Below are 17,173 nucleotides of genomic sequence, written 5' to 3' on the forward strand. Positions count from 1 at the left end.
AGATTGATAAAGTTTAAAAAAATATTTCTTATCCAGAGAGGTGGAGGGACTGGCCCTATGAAACCTCAGCAGCAGGTCAATAAGACACTGTGCTAATTCCATCGGGTGTGAAGCCTTGAGAGATAAGAGCTACGTTATTATTTGTCAGTAACGCACTCATTTATCTGAGTGCGTTTTTTGTTTTTTCTGGATGTAGGAAAAAGGAGACTATGATGGAGAAGAAAAGCAAGCAAAAATTTCAAAGAAAAATGCAAACACGGCATTTAGTTATGCTATCGCTCGGCGGAGTGATTGGAACAGGATTATTCTTAAGTTCGGGTTACACGATTCAACAAGCTGGCCCGTTTGGGACCATTCTGTCCTATCTGATTGGTGCACTAGTGGTCTATCTCGTCATGCTATGTTTAGGAGAGCTTTCCGTACATATGCCTGAAACTGGTGCCTTTCACAGTTATGCGACTAAATATATTGGACCAGGGACTGGGTATACAGTTGCTTGGTTGTACTGGCTAACTTGGACTGTTGCTTTAGGTTCTGAATTTACGGCTGCAGGATTATTAATGCAGCGATGGTTTCCATCCATTAATGTCTGGATTTGGAGTTTGCTGTTTGCTATTTTGGTTTTTGTCTTAAATATACTGACGGTTAAGTTTTTCGCTGAATCTGAATTCTGGTTTGCGTCTATAAAGGTAATAGCGATTGTTCTGTTTATTATTGTAGGAGCAGCGGCAATGGTAGGTTATCTTCCTATGACTCATTCCCAATCAGCACCGTTCTTCTCTAATTTTACAAGTGCAGGTTTATTTCCTAATGGTGCTTTTGCGATTGTCATGACAATGCTTGCGGTTAACTTTGCCTTTTCAGGAACGGAATTAATAGGAATTGCAGCGGGGGAAACAGTAAACCCGGAAAAAACGATACCAAAGGCCATTCGTACTACATTGTGGAGATTGATTATCTTTTTTGTAGGAACGATTGTTGTATTATCTGCATTATTGCCTACTTCAGATGCAGGAGTATTAGAGAGCCCCTTTGTTGCCGTTCTTGAACAAATTGGCGTACCATATGCAGCGGATATTATGAACTTTGTCATATTAACAGCCATTCTATCTGCTGCAAACTCAGGTCTTTATGCCTCTTCAAGAATGCTTTGGTCACTAGCAGATAAGAATACGATATCACCCATTTTTGCAAAATTAACAAAACAAGGTGTTCCAATATATGCAGTCATTTTTAGCATGTTTGGCGGTGGTTTAGCTTTGTTCTCAAGTATTATTGCACCAGATACAGTGTATATCGTACTTGTATCCATTTCGGGCCTAGCTGTGGTGGTAGTTTGGATGAGTATTAGTGCTTCACAGTTTTTATTTCGCAGACAATATATTAAAGAAGGAAATTCCGTAAAGGACTTGGTTTATCGTACACCATTCTATCCTTTGGTACCAATCGCTTCCTTTATCCTTTGTCTTGCTTCATGTATTGGAATCGCATTTGACCCTACACAACGAATTGCCTTATATTGTGGCATTCCATTTATATTGTTTTGCTATGCAAGTTATTATTTAACCCAAAGATTAAAGAAAAGAGGAGTAGGCTATGTTCAACAAAATCAACCCTATTAAGGCTATTTTATCCGAACATTCCATTATGCTGCTGGACGGTGCGTTAGCCACAGAGCTTGAATCGCATGGGTGTAATTTGGACGATCCCCTCTGGTCTGCACGTGTATTACTAGAAAATCCAGAATTGATTTATCAGGTTCATTCTGACTATTTTCGTGCTGGAGCGGACTGTGCCATAACGTCAAGCTATCAAGCAACCATTGACGGTTTTTCCAAGCGTGGTATTCAAGAGAAAGAAGCTTTAGAACTAATTAAGAAAACGGTGTTACTTGCGAGAAAAGCAAGAGATGATTTTTGGCAGGAAAATTCACAAACCAATAGACCTAAGCCATTGGTTGCCGCATCCGTTGGCCCTTATGGGGCTTACCTAGCCGATGGTTCAGAGTATGTGGGAAACTACGGTGTTACAGATGAAACATTAATAGACTTTCATCGCACAAGAATGTCAGCGTTGATTGAAGCAGGTGCTGATCTATTAGCATTTGAAACGATTCCTTCCCTGCAGGAAGCGAAGGTATTAGCTTCATTGTTAAAGGAATTTCCAGATACATATGCCTGGCTATCCTTTTCTTTGAAAAATGAGAAAGCGATAAGTGACAGTACGCCGCTGGCAGAGTGTGCAAGAGTGTTTGGTGACAACGAACAAATTGTTGCCATTGGTCTCAACTGTGCACCAGTGACAATCGTGACGGAAGCTATAAACGAGTTGCGAACAAACACCACAAAACCGATTATTGTTTATCCGAACTCTGGTGAAACCTATAATCCAGAAACTAAAACATGGCATGGTCAAGAATTATGTAATGGGCTCGACTTTAAATCTGAAGAATGGTACCTTGCAGGGGCACGACTAATAGGAGGATGCTGCAGAACAGCACCTCGTCATATTGAAGAGATTTCAAAAAAGTGGCGAACTTCTTAATTATTTAGATCGTTACGGAGAACCGTATCATGCCTCATTATTCGTATGGTCAAATATTTATTGTTGAGTAAGAGCAAGGGGAACTTTACTTTCACACCCAGCGATAAATAACTGCTGAAATTTGAGCCTCTCGTTTGGGAATGAGAGGTTCTTTTATATATTTTAAAAAATTTTAAAAAAAGGATTATCTTCGTTTGAATTCTACCTTTTCGGAAATCATAAGATAAGGTTTCTGCTTATAAAAAATCGTTTTATCTAAGGTGAAATTCCAAACAAGGAGATCAAAAAATGAATGCGATTAATACGAATGATGCTTCTATAGAAAAAAAAGAAACAGTCATGAATAAAATTTTAGGAGCAATCAGTGGAAGTTTCGCGCCTATTTTAGGGGTACTTGCTGGATCCGGATTAATTTCAGCCTTATTATCTATTTTATCGACATTAGGATGGTTGTCTGCTAAAAGCGGAACCTATGCCATACTTTCTGCAGCTGGACATGCTGTTTTTTATTTCTTCCCAGTTTTTCTAGGGATTACATTAGCCTTAAAACTTGGAGCCAACGGCTATGTTGGTGGTGCGATCGGTGCAGCACTTTTGGAACCGCATTATACGGGTTTAGTTGAAGCAAATGCTCAAAACGTAGATTTCTTGGGGATTCCGGTTATATTAGCGAATTATTCTGCAACCGTTTTTCCAATATTAATGGCTGTTTCCATATATTCCGTATTAGATAAGTTTTTGAAAAAAGTAATTTATAAAGACTTACAAATGTTTCTAAATCCACTTATCTCATTAATGGTGATTGTTCCTTTAACCGTACTCGTATTTGGTCCTTTTGGTACATATGTGGGCGGGGCCTTAGCTGTGGTTATCAAATTTTTAAGTTCAAAAAGTGGAATGTTAACTGGAGCGGTGATGGGAGCTGCATGGTCATTCCTGACTATATTAGGCCTCCACTGGGCGATAATTCCAATATTTATTGCAAATCTTGCGACTGGCGGTGATCCGCTTAGTGCGATGATATCAGCAGCTCCTTTTGCTCAAATCGGGATGGGTCTTGGGGTGTTCTTTAAAACGAGAGATAAAAATTTGAAAACGCTAGCTGGATCAGGGCTTATCCCTAGTGCCTTGGCAGGTACAACAGAAATCATTACATACGGTATCCTAGTACGTTACAAACGAACGATGCTTTTTGTTGCAGTAGCCGGAGCAATTGGCGGAGCAATAAATGGGGCATTTGAAGTAAAAGGGACGGCATTCGCTCTCCCAAGTTTCTTGTCGATTCCTGTATTTACACCAATCGGACTATATTTAATGGGGACTTTAACGGCTTTAGTTATCGCTTTGGTTCTGACACTTGTATTTGGATATGAAGGGAAAAGCGATGCAGTCCCTGCCAAAACGGCGAAAGAATTTGGACTAGCGAATGTAAAGAGAGAAACCATTTTAAGCCCATTAAGCGGGGAAATTGTTCCATTAAGTGAAATTAGCGATCCGCTTTTTTCAACTGAGACGGTAGGTAAAGGAATTGCGATTGAACCCACAAACGGTGAAGTGATCTCACCCGTTGATGGAACGGTTACCACTCTATTTCCAACCGAGCATGCCATTGGGATTACATCAGAAGATGGGGCTGAAATCTTAATTTGTATTGGGGTTGATACCATTAATTTAAAAGGACAATTTTTCACTTCTCAAGTAAAACAATGGGATACAGTGAGAAAGGGCGACTTGCTAATTCAATTTGACATTGAAAAAATTAAAGCTGCAGGCTTTGATGTAAAAACTCCTGTAGTCATCACTAATACCAATCAATATGTTGATGTTGTCCCAGTCATAGATGGGAAAGTCCAGGCAAAAGATGAATTAATCAAGCTAGTTGTATAAATGGAATATATTTATTCCGACTCTTTTTGCCATCAAAAAAGGAGACGAACAGGATGAAAAGTGAATTAATAAGCATGTTAGAATCACGTAAGGAAGAAATAATCGAAATCCGCCGCCACTTACATGAAAATCCTGAGATCTCTTTTAAAGAGGAGAAAACGGCTCAGTATATTGCAGATTTTTATAAAGGGAAAGATGTTGACATCCAAACGAATGTTGGAAATGGTTATGGTATGATTGTAACGATTAAAGGTGGAAAACCTGGAAACACCATTGGTCTTCGCGCTGACTTTGATGCACTTCCAATTGCAGAAGAAACGGATGTACCGTTTAAATCAAAGAATGAAGGCGTTATGCATGCGTGTGGACATGATGGACATACAGCTTACCTGTTAGTTTTAGCTGATTGCTTAATTCAATTAAAAGACTCCATCCCAGGCACCATCAAAATCATTCACCAACATGCAGAAGAAGTTCCGCCAGGTGGGGCAAAAAGTATTGTCGAATCTGGCTTGATTAATGACTTAGATGCCATTTATGGCATTCATTTGTTACCGATGGGACCTGCGGGAACAGTAGGATATCATGCGGGGTATTCCTTCAATGGACGAGCTTACATGAAATTGAAAGTTCAAGGAAGAGGTGGACATGGTTCCTCTCCTCATTTAGCTAACGATGCCATTGTTGCTGCTGCACATTTTGTTACAGCTGCTCAAACCATTGTTAGCCGCAGATTAAGTCCATTCGATTTCGGTGTGATCACAATCGGATCTTTTGATGGAAAAGGTACATTCAACGTGATCAAGGACAGCGTCGAACTTGAAGGTGATATTCGGTATATGACTGTAGAAACAAAAGAAACGATTGAGAAAGAAGTTAAACGGATTGTAAAAGGAATTGAAGAAGAATTTGGTGTAACATGCGAGCTTACTTATGCTCCAGATTATCCACCTTTATACAACAACCCTGAGCTTACGGCAATGGTTGCAGAAAGTTTACGAAGCATGAATGATAAAGATATAAAAGAAGTAAACGAATTTCCAGCCATGTCTCCATCCGAAGACTTTGCTTATTATGCTGAAAAATTCCCTGCCTGTTTCTTTTACATCGCATGTACACCAAAAGGAGTAGAAAATCCTTATTTCAATCATCATCCAAAATTTGATATCGATGAAGATGCACTCCTAGTAGCTGCTAAAGCTGTTGGACAAGTGGTTTGCAGTTATTATCAATTAGATTAAAAAATTTAAAAAGACCTATGACATCCGCCATTAGATTCAGTATGTGATAGGTTTTTTTGCATGGACAGTGACACTATATTAGTACCACCTTTGTAGAAACTGGATGCCATTTGACCAATTTCAGTTATAATAGAATGAATAGATTGGAGGAAGGAGTTCATATTTTTGAACATCGATAAACAGGATCAAACAAAAACATCCAATATTCAAGTGATCTCTCGTGCGGCTAAAATACTAAGGGCTCTTAGAGACCATCCAAAAGGATTAAGCCTATCGAAAATTGCTAAAGAAGTAGGTCTGGCCAGATCGACGGTTCAAAGAATTGTGACTGCTCTTGAACAGGAGAGGTTAGTTGCAGCAGCTTCCGCTAATGAAGGTTTCTGTCTTGGGCCAGAGATTGCATTACTAGCGGCTGCGGTCCAGAGTGATTTAAGAGAAGAAGTCAGGCCATTTTTAATAGAACTATCACGTCAAGTTAATGAAACGGTAGACCTGTCCGTTTTAGATAACAGTAAGGTGCTTTTTGTGGATCAAATAATCGCACCGCATCCATTGCAAGCAACTTCACAACCTGGTGCGTCTTTTCCATTACATTGCACGGCAAACGGAAAGGCGATACTGGCCTCCTTACCTATAGCTGAGGTTGAGAAATTGTTACCGGTGGATATGCAACAGTTCAATGATCAGACAATTACAAGCCGGTATGAACTGCTAAAGGAATTAGAAGTGGTTCGTAAAGAGGGAGTAGCTTTTGCCAGGGAAGAGCACATTCAAGGAATTTGTGCAGTGGGCGCAGTTATTTATGATCGAATGGGAAATTTAAGCGCTATCTCGATTCCGCTCCCCTCCATTCGTTTTTATGGCAATGAAGAGAAGCTAGCGGCTGCCCTCCTTCATACATGTCAAACAATTAACCAGCACTTTAATAACAAATATTGAAGAATGGACATATTGATCTTCGTTATGGTTAAAATGAAAAAGGACCGCGAAATGATATTTCGGGTCCTTTGAATCTTTTGGCTAACATACGGGTATGTTAGTTTAAAATGGTTACCTTTAATTGTTTTACCCCAAAATTGATGGCATCTTGTTCAGAAGGAATAAAGACATCAATTCGATTGCCTTTAATAGCCCCGCCAGTATCTGCAGCGGTTGCTTCACCAAAGCCTTCTACATAAACTTTACTGCCAAGCGGTATAACCGAGGGGTCAACTGCGATGACTTTTGCATTTGGATTTGCTTTAAGATTAATTCCAGTTGCCGTGGTACCAGAACATCCCTCACACGAAGCTGTATAGGCTGTAGCCTTCACTGTAATTTCCCTTGAACTTGTATTAGTAGTTGATGCAGCTTCTACCGCGGGTTCACTTTCCCTTGGTGCTTGCTCTGCAGGCTTTGCTGATGCTGTAGGTGCAGCAGGCTTCGTTTGTTTTTCTGTTACAGTAGTATTAGTCGTATTTAAACCTTCATAGATTAATAGATTTAATCCAGGATGGATGAGATCGGTAGTTAATTTGTTCCATTCTTTAAGTTGCGAAACAGTTACCTGATAATCCATGGCAATGTCCCATAAAGTGTCACCTTGTTTAACATCATAATGTTTTTCTGGTGCAATGGTTAGTACATCTCCAGGGTGAATAAGGTCCGTAGTAAGATGATTCAACTTTTGTATATTTTCTAAAGATGTATTATTTGCGCGTGATAGATCCCAAAGGGTATCCCCTTTTTGTACTGTTACTGTTGCAGCTTGTACATTAGCACTTACAGTTACTGAGAGTACAGCAACTGCTATTATTGATATAATTCTTTTAAGCATTCTTTTACCCTCCATGTTCTTTGGTTGCTAAGTTTTTATCATCGTAACATAGAATTTTCTGACACAAAGAACAGGGAGATGTTAAATCGTTTACATCCGTGGCAATATTATTGCGATAATATTTCTAAATTCATCTAATAATTTGAAAATACCACCCTTCAAGGCTCCTAAAATGCAAAAGACCCAGTAGTAGTCCTATCTGGGCGCGTTACTTCTATTTTTACAATAGTGTTACATAAAATGAATTTGAAGTTTATATCATCCTATTATTTTCCTTAAATACCATTTATTTTTTGCTTTAAAAACTAATTTCCCATCTAAACAAGGCACAGCATTCGCTGTGCCTTGTTTTTTGGAGTGTTTATTTACGGGAGAATATTGCCTGCTGCACGATAGATACGGTACCATTCTTCACGTGTTAACTGAACTTCGCTTGCCTTACAGCAGTCCTTTAACCTGTCGATATTCATCGTTCCGATCACAGGCTGCATGTGGGCCGGATGACGTAAAAGCCAGGCGGTAGCGATGGTCGTGTTGCTCACTTCATATTTGGCCGCAATTTCATCGATCTGCTGATTCAATTCTGGGAATTTGTCGTTTCCAAGGAATACTCCTTCAAAAAATCCATATTGGAATGGAGACCAAGGTTGAATGGTAATATCATTTAGTCTGCAAAAATCGAGGATGCTGCCGTCCCGGTTAATTGCAGAATCATTTTCCATGTTTACATTGATTCCATTAGAAATCATGTTGGCGTTGGTAATACTTAATTGCAATTGGTTAGCTACAAGTGGCTGCTTCACAAATTTCTGGAGCAGTTGGATCTGCATCGGATTTTGATTGGAGACACCAAAATGGCGCACTTTCCCCGATTTCTCAAGGCTATCAAAGGCCTCGGCAACCTCTTCAGGTTCGACCAGCGCATCCGGTCGGTGCAGAAGGAGAACGTCAAGATATTCGGTGTTCAGCCGTTTCAATATTCCGTCAACTGATTCTAAAATATATTCTTTCGAAAAATCAAACATTCCCTTGCGAATGCCGCATTTGGATTGCAGGATGATTTTTTCACGAATTTCCGCGTTCATATGGATGGCATCTGCAAATATTTCTTCGCATGTTCCGCTGCCATAGATGTCCGCATGGTCGAAGAAGTTTGCCCCTTCTTCTAAGGCAGTTTGGATAAAGCGTTCAGCCTCGATTTTTTCTAGAGAGTTAATACGCATACAGCCAACTGCTACGACAGGCACCTCTAATGAACTGCTTCCTAATTTAATGGTTCTCATCTTTTGTTTCCTCCAATTTGTAGAACTTGGCGAATGATGTCGGTATGTAATTAGACTTCGACTATTTCTTCCAACATCATTACCAGAATGAGTGAAACTATTATTACCTATTCTTCCCTATTTTGACACATGGGTTTAGTAATAGGCAATTTTTAAACAGCAGCGGCTACAGCCATATCGAAGTAGCGATAAAAAATAAATCCGGAAACAGGCTTCTTGCCTCAAGCAAATCAATAGACCATGCATATTTTATTGGTAATTACTATTACACGATAGTTAATCGATCATTTAGCATGGTTTTATTTTTGCATAAAGGGGCTGGTTTTTCTTGGCACGAACGCCATTGGCAAGTATCCTGCAGAAATCATTTTTGTTGGCAGGTACTGAAACGAAGAAACCATTAAGTACTGGACAAGCTAGTACACTAGATAATAATCATTTACAAAAGGCTCTACTCACGCCACAAAAGTATACGAATGAGGGTGGAAAGGCTGCTCCTAGGATCGTCATTGTAGGAGCGGGATTGGCAGGTCTCACGAGTGCTTATCGACTTAAACAAGCTGGGATCACATCAACTATTTATGAAGCGACCGATCGGGTTGGGGGACGTTGTTGGACAAGAAGAGGGTACTTCAACGACAAGCAAATTGTCGAGCGTGGCGGGGAATTAATAGATACCTGCCATATCGAAATTCAAGAACTCGCCAAAGAGTTGGGATTAGAATTAGATAATTTAATCATGGCAGAACCGGTTGACAGCAAACCCATTTTATTTTTTTGATCAACGCCCTTATTCCTTTGATGAAGTAACTAATGATTTTATAAAAATCCTCCCTAAACTACAAAAGGATCTGAAAGCAGTGGGTGAAACGACCCTTTATAATAGTTATACTGAGCGAGGATTTGAACTCGATCATATGTCTATAGTCGATTATATCAATGAAACCGTACAAGAAGGCATCCATTCAAGATTTGGTAAATTACTTGCCCTTGCCTATTCCATTGAAAATGGAGCTGATGCTCACCAGCAAAGTGCCTTAAATCTACTTTATATGTTAGGATTTGCACAAAATGAGCCCTTTCGAATGTATGGTGATTCAGATGAGTGCTTTCATATAAGGGGTGGGAATGACCAGCTCCCTGCTTTATTAGCAAAAAAACTTCATGGTCAAATCGTATTTAATGCCCAATTGATTAAGATTGAACAGTCCATTCAAAATCAACTAACGCTCGTTTTTCGAAATAAAGAAAGGGAATGGAAGGTCATAGCCGATAAAGTTATTCTTGCTCTCCCTTTTAGTATTTTAAGAACGATAGATTATCAGAATGCAAGATTTCGTCCGTTAAAAGAAACAGCAATTGAAGAGCTCGGAATGGGGGTAAACACAAAACTTCATGTACAATTTGTTAATCGGTTCTGGAATGTGCTTGGAAATAATGGTGAAACCTTTGCGGATACAGGCTATCAACAGACCTTTGAATCCTCTCGATCTCAACCAGGTAATTCAGGAATTCTTGTTAACTTCCTAGGAGGTGAAACAGCGGCGCAACTGCTTGCTTACACAGATCGAGAATTAGAAGAGAAGACGAAAGAATTTTTGGACAAGCTTGATCCTGTATTGCCTGGAAGTAATAATAAATGGAATGGTTTAGCAACCGTAGACCATTGGCTAAGTAACCAATGGAGTAAAGGGGCTTATTCCTATTGGAAAGTTGGCCAATATACGAAATTTGCTGGTATTTTGGGAGAGCGGGAAAGCAATATCCTCTTTGCCGGTGAGCACACTTCGATTAAGTTTCCTGGTTATTTAAATGGGGCGGTCGAGACTGGTGAGAGGGCAGCACATGAAGTAATCAATGATATGAAAGTAGATTAGGGAAAATAAAAACGGCTGAGAAATATGGAATCTGTTGTTCCTCTTTGTCAGCCTTTTTTATTGTGAATTTCTAAGGGAAAGCTAACCGTTTTTAGAAAATGTCATTTAATTCGCTATCAGAATAAATGGAAATTAACACAACAGCTTTACCATCACCAATATTTTTTACGAAATGCGGGACACTAGCGTTCCAACTGAAGGAATCGCCTTCGTCAATGATCATCGAGTCTTCGCCTTGTTCGGCCAGGACTTTTCCCTCCAAAACCAAATGACATTCTTCTCCTTCATGGGCATTTAATTCACCCATGGAAGCACCAGCAGGGAATTCGACCAGCATCATTCTTAATCCACCTTTGGAGGTTAGATGCTCAACCTTCAAATTGTTAAAGGTGGAGTGAGTCCTTTCAGCCTTTCGAACGACGCGCATATGCTGCTTCTTTTCTAATAATAAATAAGGTAAAGGGATACCAAGAAAGGTTGCAATGGTTTGCAAAGTACTAATCGATGGTGAGGTGTTATTGTTCTCGACATTTGAGATAAATCCCTTTGAAAGTCCAGTCCCCTCACACATTTGCGCAATGGTGATTTTTTTTCTATTTCGTATTGCACGGATTTTTGATCCAATATCCAAATGATCCACCTCAAAGGTTTCCAAATAAAAAACATAATTCTATTTTACCATTCTTTCGGCTGATAGTTTAAGTCTGCAAACAATTGATTGCGTTCTTTCTTAGATAGGTCGCGCCACTGTCCGATCGGTAGATTGCCTAAATGAATATTCATGATTCGCGTCCGCTGCAACCTGACAACTCCATAGCCAAGGGCAGAACACATTCGGCGGATTTGCCGATTTAGCCCCTGTGTTAAGATGATTTGAAATACATATTTAGACAATTGCGTTACTTTACATGGTAATGTCTTCGTATCTAGAATTTCCACACCCGCTGCCATCCTCTTTAAAAATTCAGGTGTGATCGGTTTGTCGACTGTCACGATATATTCTTTTTCGTGCTTATTTTCGGCACGCAAAATCTCGTTAACGATATCTCCATCATTCGTTAAGAGAATTAACCCATCTGATTCTTTATCTAAGCGGCCAATATGGAAAATCCGTAAGGGATGATTGACCAAATCAATGATGTTTCCCTTTATATGCCTTTCTGTAGTGCTGGTAATCCCAACGGGTTTATTTAAAGCGATATAGACATAGTTTTTAGCCACTTTAATTGGGCTGCCGCTAATACGGACATCATCCCCGGGCTCAACCTGGCTCCCGATCACCGCAACTTTCCCATTAATCGTAACTCTTCCTTCACTAATTAACTTATCTGCTCCTCTTCTAGATGCCTTGCCAGACTCGCTAATAAATTTATTAATACGCATGATACACACCCTTAAGTGGAGAATTGTAAGTTTACCATACCCAACTGCTGCCTTTTTTTCAAGTCCTCGGTGCCTGACACCGTTTTATGTTTTTTATAGAACATGATCTTTTAAACCATTGATTTTAAAAATTGAAAATATAAGAAAATGAAAGGAAAACGTATTATAGTGAACAAAAAGTGTTCTTTATAGTGAAAAACGCCAAAAAACAGGGATTTTATTTTTAAATTCCGTTCTATATACTGAACCTAATGTTCGATATATTTTATTTGAAGGGAGGGAAAAGGATGCTTAAAAAGCTCGTTCTTGCTATTTTATTATTCCAATTCGCTACAATGGGATTACATACTGGGTATGCAGCTGCAGATGAAATAGTTGCTGCTAATGATGGCAGTGCTGGGTACGCAGAGGCTACTATTCCATCCGATTCGCCGGAGGAAGTTGTAGATGTCGAATTAAGTCAGACATCGACACTAGCAGAAGAACCAATTGGATCTACCGAACAGCAAAATGAAAATACGGCTGGGCAGGATCAAGTTGCACCATCAGATGCAGGACAAGATAAGCCTGCCACAAGTGAACAGAAAGATGCCGTTTCTGAAGATACTATGGATCAGAACCAATCAACAGACACATACGGTAATCAATCACAAGTTGTAAATGGTGAGGCAGAGGTTGTCCAAAACCAAGTGGCGAATGATGCAGTTTGTCAAGAGCAATCCGTCAGTGCATCTGTTTCCTGTAATGACAAACTTGATAGTGATGTAAATGGAGACTTAGACCAAAGCCAAATCACTAAAATAGAGGCTGGTCAACTGCAATCAGGTGTTTCGTCTGAAAAAGTAGACGCAGACCAAAAGCAGGAAATCGATGTAACATCTGGTCAAACTCAAGAGGTCACTTTACCTTTAGGAGATCCTCTATCACAAAATCAAGGGACAAATGCTCAGACAAGCCAGTCACAATCAATAACCGCAGAAGAACAAGCTGTTTTCTTCCAGGAGCAGTTAACAGGCGTGGGCATCAACCAAAGACAGCAGCTTAGCGCCTCTGAAACAAAGGTGGATGATCAAAAGCAGCAAACCACAATAGAAGCACTGCAAAATCAATATTTGAGCACTTCTGGTTCTGCAAAGGTGGAACAAACCCAAACAGCAGAGGTCAAAAGTAAAGTGGTCGATACATTAAAGAAAATCGTAGAAACTGGAGTGAGTGTAACAACCAGAAACTATGTTGAGATTGTCAAGGATTCCGTCAGCAGTATGGTAAAAGTCTTCCAAGAAATTGTCGTAAATAATGAGTTGGTTGATTTGTATTATCATCAGTTTAAATTAGATGGTACAGAAATCAGCGATGCACCTCAACATAAATATGAGAAGCAATTTGATTGGGGAAATCTTGTTGTTGAAAATTCAGCAATGGTTCATTTTAATGAAGAATTACAAAGTTTTGAGACAACAATGAGCAGTTTTTTAGGGATTACATTTTTTGTAAATTTGTTTAATAATGATGACAAGCCAGATCCAAATAATGGAGGAGATCCAGTAACACCACCTCCAGGGGAAAATGAAAATCCGCCACAAGGCGGAGATAATGGAGGAGGCCCGGTAACACCGCCTCCAGGAGAAAATGAAAATCCGCCACAAGGCGGAGATAATGGAGGAGGCCCGGTAACACCGCCTCCAGGGGAAAATGAAAATCCGCCACAAGGCGGAGATAATGGAGGAGACCCAGTAACACCGCCTCCAGGAGAAAATGAAAATCCGCCACAAGATAGCGGTAATGGAGGAGATGTAGTAACTTCACCTCCAGTTGAAAATGGGCAAGTACCATCGCTAACCACTGAAACAGAAGTACAAAAACTGGCTGAATCTAAACCAGAAAATGTAATTTATACAGCTGCAGTGTCAGATAAGGCAAATTCACTGCCGATTACAGCTTCAAATACCTATAATTACCTTATCTTTGGGTTGCTTTTGGTTACAGCGGGCTCAGTATTCGTATTAATTAGAAGGAAAAGGGTGTAACCGTTCCTTAAAAAGAGAATACAAGATTACCAGTTTAAAATGGATGTTATATGAGCGTAATATTGACACTGTCAACATTACGCTTATTTTTTTTGCCGAATTATTCAGTTCATTAAATTTCATAAATAAATCGCAAATTTTTCCCAACTTAACAGCAATTAACCAGAGCTTCCTGAGATCTCATGTTAATTTCTTTCTAGGGTGTATGATATCAATGTTTTTGTTCCCTATATAGAACAAAAAGTTCTTCTAATCACTATATATCGGTAGTTTTATCGGTTGTTTAGCTATATTTTCATTTTGTGGTAAAAAAATGAAAAACAAAGAAAAAGAGAGATACACCTCAATAACGAACGAATATTGTTCTTTATAAGGAAAAAATGAACGAATATGGGGTTTTTCTTACAACATATGAAGGTCGTATACTAAGTTTGGGAAACAAATTTCCAAATATTTATAGTGGAGGAATGAAAGGTGAAAAATTATTTGAAAATTAAAAACGTTCTTAACATGAAGAAGGTAGTAAGCGTAGGTGTGATTGCAGGAACTTTACTTGGTTCTACCTCTGCTTTTGCATCTTATGGTGTAAACCAAAAACATGTCGCCAATTCTAACCAATATGGAGCTAATGTTGCGTTAGGGACATTTATATCGCAGAATCAAGGAGCTGGTGATGCAACAGGCCAATTCCAAACGGCTGCACATTCCTTTAAAACAAAGGAAAAACAAAAGGCGTCAAAAACATCTGTTCAACTTCAAGGAGCAGCCGGTGCCCTTATTAGCCAAAATCAAGGGGCATCAAAACTATCGATTCAAGATCAAAATGCAGCCAATGATTTTAAATCAAAACAAAAACAAAGTTCTAAAGATACTTCACTTCAAGGCCAAGGTGCATTGGGCGCGCTAATTTTGCAAGCTCAAGGCTCTGGAAGCGGGACTGCTCAATATCAAAATACAAGCGGTGCATTTAATAACCAAGACCAATCTAGCAAGAATAAAAATGCTCAACTTCAAGGTGCATTGGGTGTTTTAATTGGTCAGGGTCAAGGATCAGGAAATTCTAATGTTCAAGATCAATCAGCTGGCGGTTTTGGCAACAGCCAAGGTCAAGCTTCTGTCAATAAAGGGGCGCAAGCTCAAGGTGCTTTAGGTGCGCTTATTGGCCAGCTTCAAGGTTCTGCAAATGTTGGAGACCAAACACAAGTGGCAACTGGAGCCAAGAATGATCAGGCTCAAGCGAACGTTAATGTTGGCTCTCAAGGTCAAGCAGCAGCAGGCCTATTGATTGGTCAATTACAAGGTTCTGCTAACAGTTCATCACAATATCAAGACGCTTATGGGTATAAAAATGATCAAGCCCAAGTAAATGCAACAGTAACGGAACAAGACCAATTAGCTCTAGGTGCAGGCATTCTTCAAGCTCAAGGATCTGCAAATGATTCAGTACAAAATGCTGTTGCCGATGGCAAAAAGAATGATCAAGTTCAAGCTGCTGTAGGTGTTACTGAACAAGACCAAGCTGCCGTTGGAGTAGGTGTAGTTCAAGGTCAAGGTTCTGCTAATAGTACAGAACAAGATGCATGGGCTGAAGGAGAAAATAACGGTCAAGCTCAAGTATCTGCGGATGGCACATCCCAAGCTCAAGCAGGAGCTTTTGGTGCAAGCCAAGGTCAAGCTGCTGGAAACGAAACTACCCAAGTGGCTGATACAACTGGTGTAGCCAATGATCAAGTTCAAGTAGCAGCTAATGGAACAACTCAAGAACAAGCTGGTGCATTAGGCACGGATCAAGAGCAAGCTTCTGGTAATGAAACAGCTCAAGCTGCAGTTTCAACAGGCGCAGCTAACGACCAAGCTCAAGTAGCAGCCAATGAAACAACTCAAGGTCAAGCAGCAGACTCCGGTGCAGACCAAGAGCAAGCTGCCGTTACTGCTACATCTCAGGAAGCTGATGCTACAGGCGTAGCTAACGACCAAGCTCAAGTTGCAGCAGCAGAAACTACCCAAACTCAAGTTGGAGAAGGCAATGTTGAGCAAGACCAAGCAGCTGCTGAGGCTACTAGCCAATCTGCTACTACTGCAGGGGTAAATAATGATCAAACTCAAGCAGCAGAAACTACTACTCAACAGGCACAAGCTGCTTCTGGTAGTGCAAAACAAAGACAGGCTGCTAGCAGCACTAAAAATCAAACAGCAACTGCGGTTGGTGCTAACATCAGCCAAACTCAAGGTTCTAGCTCAGTTGTCATTCAAGGACAAAGTGCACATTAATTTATAGCTTTAAAATGAATTCAGCTCCATCTGGTACTTTGCTGGATGGAGTTTTTTGTTAAAAAATGGTGCAGTCATTATTTCCTGATTATATTAGAAAACTTTGGAGGGTTTGGTTATGTTGAAAAAAAGCGTAGGTTCTTTATTGGCAGTTGGATTATTAACTGCAGGTATGGGCAGTGCTGCTAGCGCTACAGAGGTTTCTCAAACTCAAAGTGTTACTCCATCTTGGAGTAAGTATTTTGGAATCCAATCAACCACTAGTCACAGTTCAAGTGGAGTAAATGCAGGAAGCGCCAATGGTGCACAAGTACAAGCTGCAAATACTTCAGGACCTGCAACTGCAACGCAATCAGGTTCTACTTCTGTAGACCTGGGTGATAATAGTGCAAGTGGTGCTGTGGATCAAACAGCTGCTACTTCAGAGCCAAGCCAAGTGATCCAGGCATCAGGAAGCCATTCGGTCGCAAACAGTGTTGATGTAACCCTTCGTAACGGCAAAACCATTCAGCACCAAACTGCGCATACAACAAATGTACAGTTTTCATCTGTGGTGAAATTGCCTAGCAGATAAGGATGAGTTACAACTTGAGTTTGTAAGATTATGTCAATGAAAGAGAAGTAGGGTAAAGTTTTTTTCTTTGCAGTGACAATACTTACATAATCTTCATAGTTAGAGAAGAGAGATTATCTCGCTTCTCCTTTTTTATACGATTTATTAAGAGATGGAATGAGAAGTAATATGTCGAAAAAGTAAAGATTTACAAACTAAATTTCTAAATAGGCAGGAAATTATCACCATTTTATCTCCAATTTTTGACAAAATATTCTGATTACATATGTT

The 17,173-nt window shown here is 39.8% G+C and carries 14 protein-coding genes and 1 riboswitch; of the genes, 10 read left to right on the forward strand and 4 right to left on the reverse strand.

Features of this window, described 5'->3' with window-relative positions; genetic code table 11:
• Positions 1-25 precede the first annotated feature (25 nt).
• A riboswitch (SAM riboswitch) is annotated at positions 26-129 on the forward strand.
• A gap of 83 nt (positions 130-212) precedes the next feature.
• From mmuP to QF028_RS28320, 5 genes are all read left to right on the forward strand, one after another.
• Positions 213-1,622 (forward strand): S-methylmethionine permease, encoded by a 1,410-nt coding sequence (gene mmuP / locus QF028_RS28300; RefSeq protein ID WP_429472581.1) that lies wholly within the window; start codon positions 213-215, stop codon positions 1,620-1,622.
• A complete protein-coding gene (gene mmuM, locus QF028_RS28305; protein WP_429470723.1) occupies positions 1,597-2,544 on the forward strand; it encodes a homocysteine S-methyltransferase in 948 nt (315 codons plus the stop codon). Before mmuP ends, mmuM begins: the two co-directional genes overlap by 26 nt.
• A 288-nt stretch (positions 2,545-2,832) precedes the next feature.
• A complete protein-coding gene (locus QF028_RS28310; protein ID WP_429470725.1) occupies positions 2,833-4,431 on the forward strand; it encodes a glucose PTS transporter subunit IIA in 1,599 nt (532 codons plus the stop codon).
• Between the two features lie 53 nt (positions 4,432-4,484).
• Complete coding sequence (locus QF028_RS28315) at positions 4,485-5,672, forward strand: amidohydrolase (protein WP_429470727.1); 1,188 nt, start codon at positions 4,485-4,487, stop codon at positions 5,670-5,672.
• 165 nt (positions 5,673-5,837) lie between these two features.
• Positions 5,838-6,611, forward strand: coding sequence for an IclR family transcriptional regulator (locus tag QF028_RS28320; protein WP_429470729.1), 774 nt, complete (start codon positions 5,838-5,840; stop codon positions 6,609-6,611).
• A gap of 97 nt (positions 6,612-6,708) precedes the next feature.
• On the opposite strand, the gene QF028_RS28325 is transcribed toward QF028_RS28320, so the two are convergent.
• Positions 6,709-7,488 carry a LysM peptidoglycan-binding domain-containing protein gene (locus QF028_RS28325; RefSeq protein WP_429470731.1) on the reverse strand — a complete coding sequence of 260 codons (780 nt, stop codon included), beginning with the start codon at positions 7,486-7,488 and terminating at the stop codon, positions 6,709-6,711.
• 365 nt (positions 7,489-7,853) lie between these two features.
• A complete protein-coding gene (locus tag QF028_RS28330) occupies positions 7,854-8,771 on the reverse strand; it encodes an aldo/keto reductase (protein ID WP_429470733.1) in 918 nt (305 codons plus the stop codon).
• A 328-nt stretch (positions 8,772-9,099) separates the two neighbouring features.
• Here QF028_RS28330 and QF028_RS28335 point away from each other — a divergent pair, with 328 nt between their 5' ends.
• Together QF028_RS28335 and QF028_RS28340 are read left to right on the forward strand one after the other, a co-directional pair.
• Positions 9,100-9,552, forward strand: a complete 453-nt coding sequence (locus QF028_RS28335) for an FAD-dependent oxidoreductase (protein ID WP_429470735.1) — start codon at positions 9,100-9,102, stop codon at positions 9,550-9,552.
• Positions 9,524-10,648: a flavin monoamine oxidase family protein gene (locus QF028_RS28340; protein WP_429470737.1), complete on the forward strand. Its 1,125-nt coding sequence runs from the start codon at positions 9,524-9,526 to the stop codon at positions 10,646-10,648. Before QF028_RS28335 ends, QF028_RS28340 begins: the two co-directional genes overlap by 29 nt.
• Positions 10,649-10,739: 91 nt before the next feature.
• Here the strand turns inward: QF028_RS28340 and QF028_RS28345 are convergent, their stop codons facing one another.
• Positions 10,740-11,279, reverse strand: a complete 540-nt coding sequence (locus QF028_RS28345; protein ID WP_429470739.1) for a helix-turn-helix domain-containing protein — start codon at positions 11,277-11,279, stop codon at positions 10,740-10,742.
• 44 nt (positions 11,280-11,323) lie between these two features.
• Positions 11,324-12,031, reverse strand: a complete 708-nt coding sequence (gene rluF, locus QF028_RS28350) for a 23S rRNA pseudouridine(2604) synthase RluF (RefSeq protein ID WP_168241370.1) — start codon at positions 12,029-12,031, stop codon at positions 11,324-11,326.
• A 287-nt stretch (positions 12,032-12,318) separates the two neighbouring features.
• Here rluF and QF028_RS28355 point away from each other — a divergent pair, with 287 nt between their 5' ends.
• The 3 genes from QF028_RS28355 to QF028_RS28365 all read left to right on the forward strand — a co-directional run bounded on the left by QF028_RS28355 (position 12,319) and on the right by QF028_RS28365 (position 16,903).
• Positions 12,319-14,058, forward strand: a complete 1,740-nt coding sequence (locus QF028_RS28355; protein ID WP_429470741.1) for an LPXTG cell wall anchor domain-containing protein — start codon at positions 12,319-12,321, stop codon at positions 14,056-14,058.
• A 474-nt stretch (positions 14,059-14,532) separates the two neighbouring features.
• Positions 14,533-16,329, forward strand: a complete 1,797-nt coding sequence (locus tag QF028_RS28360; protein WP_429470743.1) for a hypothetical protein — start codon at positions 14,533-14,535, stop codon at positions 16,327-16,329.
• 118 nt (positions 16,330-16,447) lie between these two features.
• Positions 16,448-16,903, forward strand: coding sequence for a hypothetical protein (locus QF028_RS28365; RefSeq protein ID WP_429470745.1), 456 nt, complete (start codon positions 16,448-16,450; stop codon positions 16,901-16,903).
• Positions 16,904-17,173: the final 270 nt, after the last annotated feature.

It is taken from the genome of Neobacillus sp. B4I6 (assembly GCF_050434045.1).
GTDB lineage: Bacteria > Bacillota > Bacilli > Bacillales > Cytobacillaceae > Neobacillus.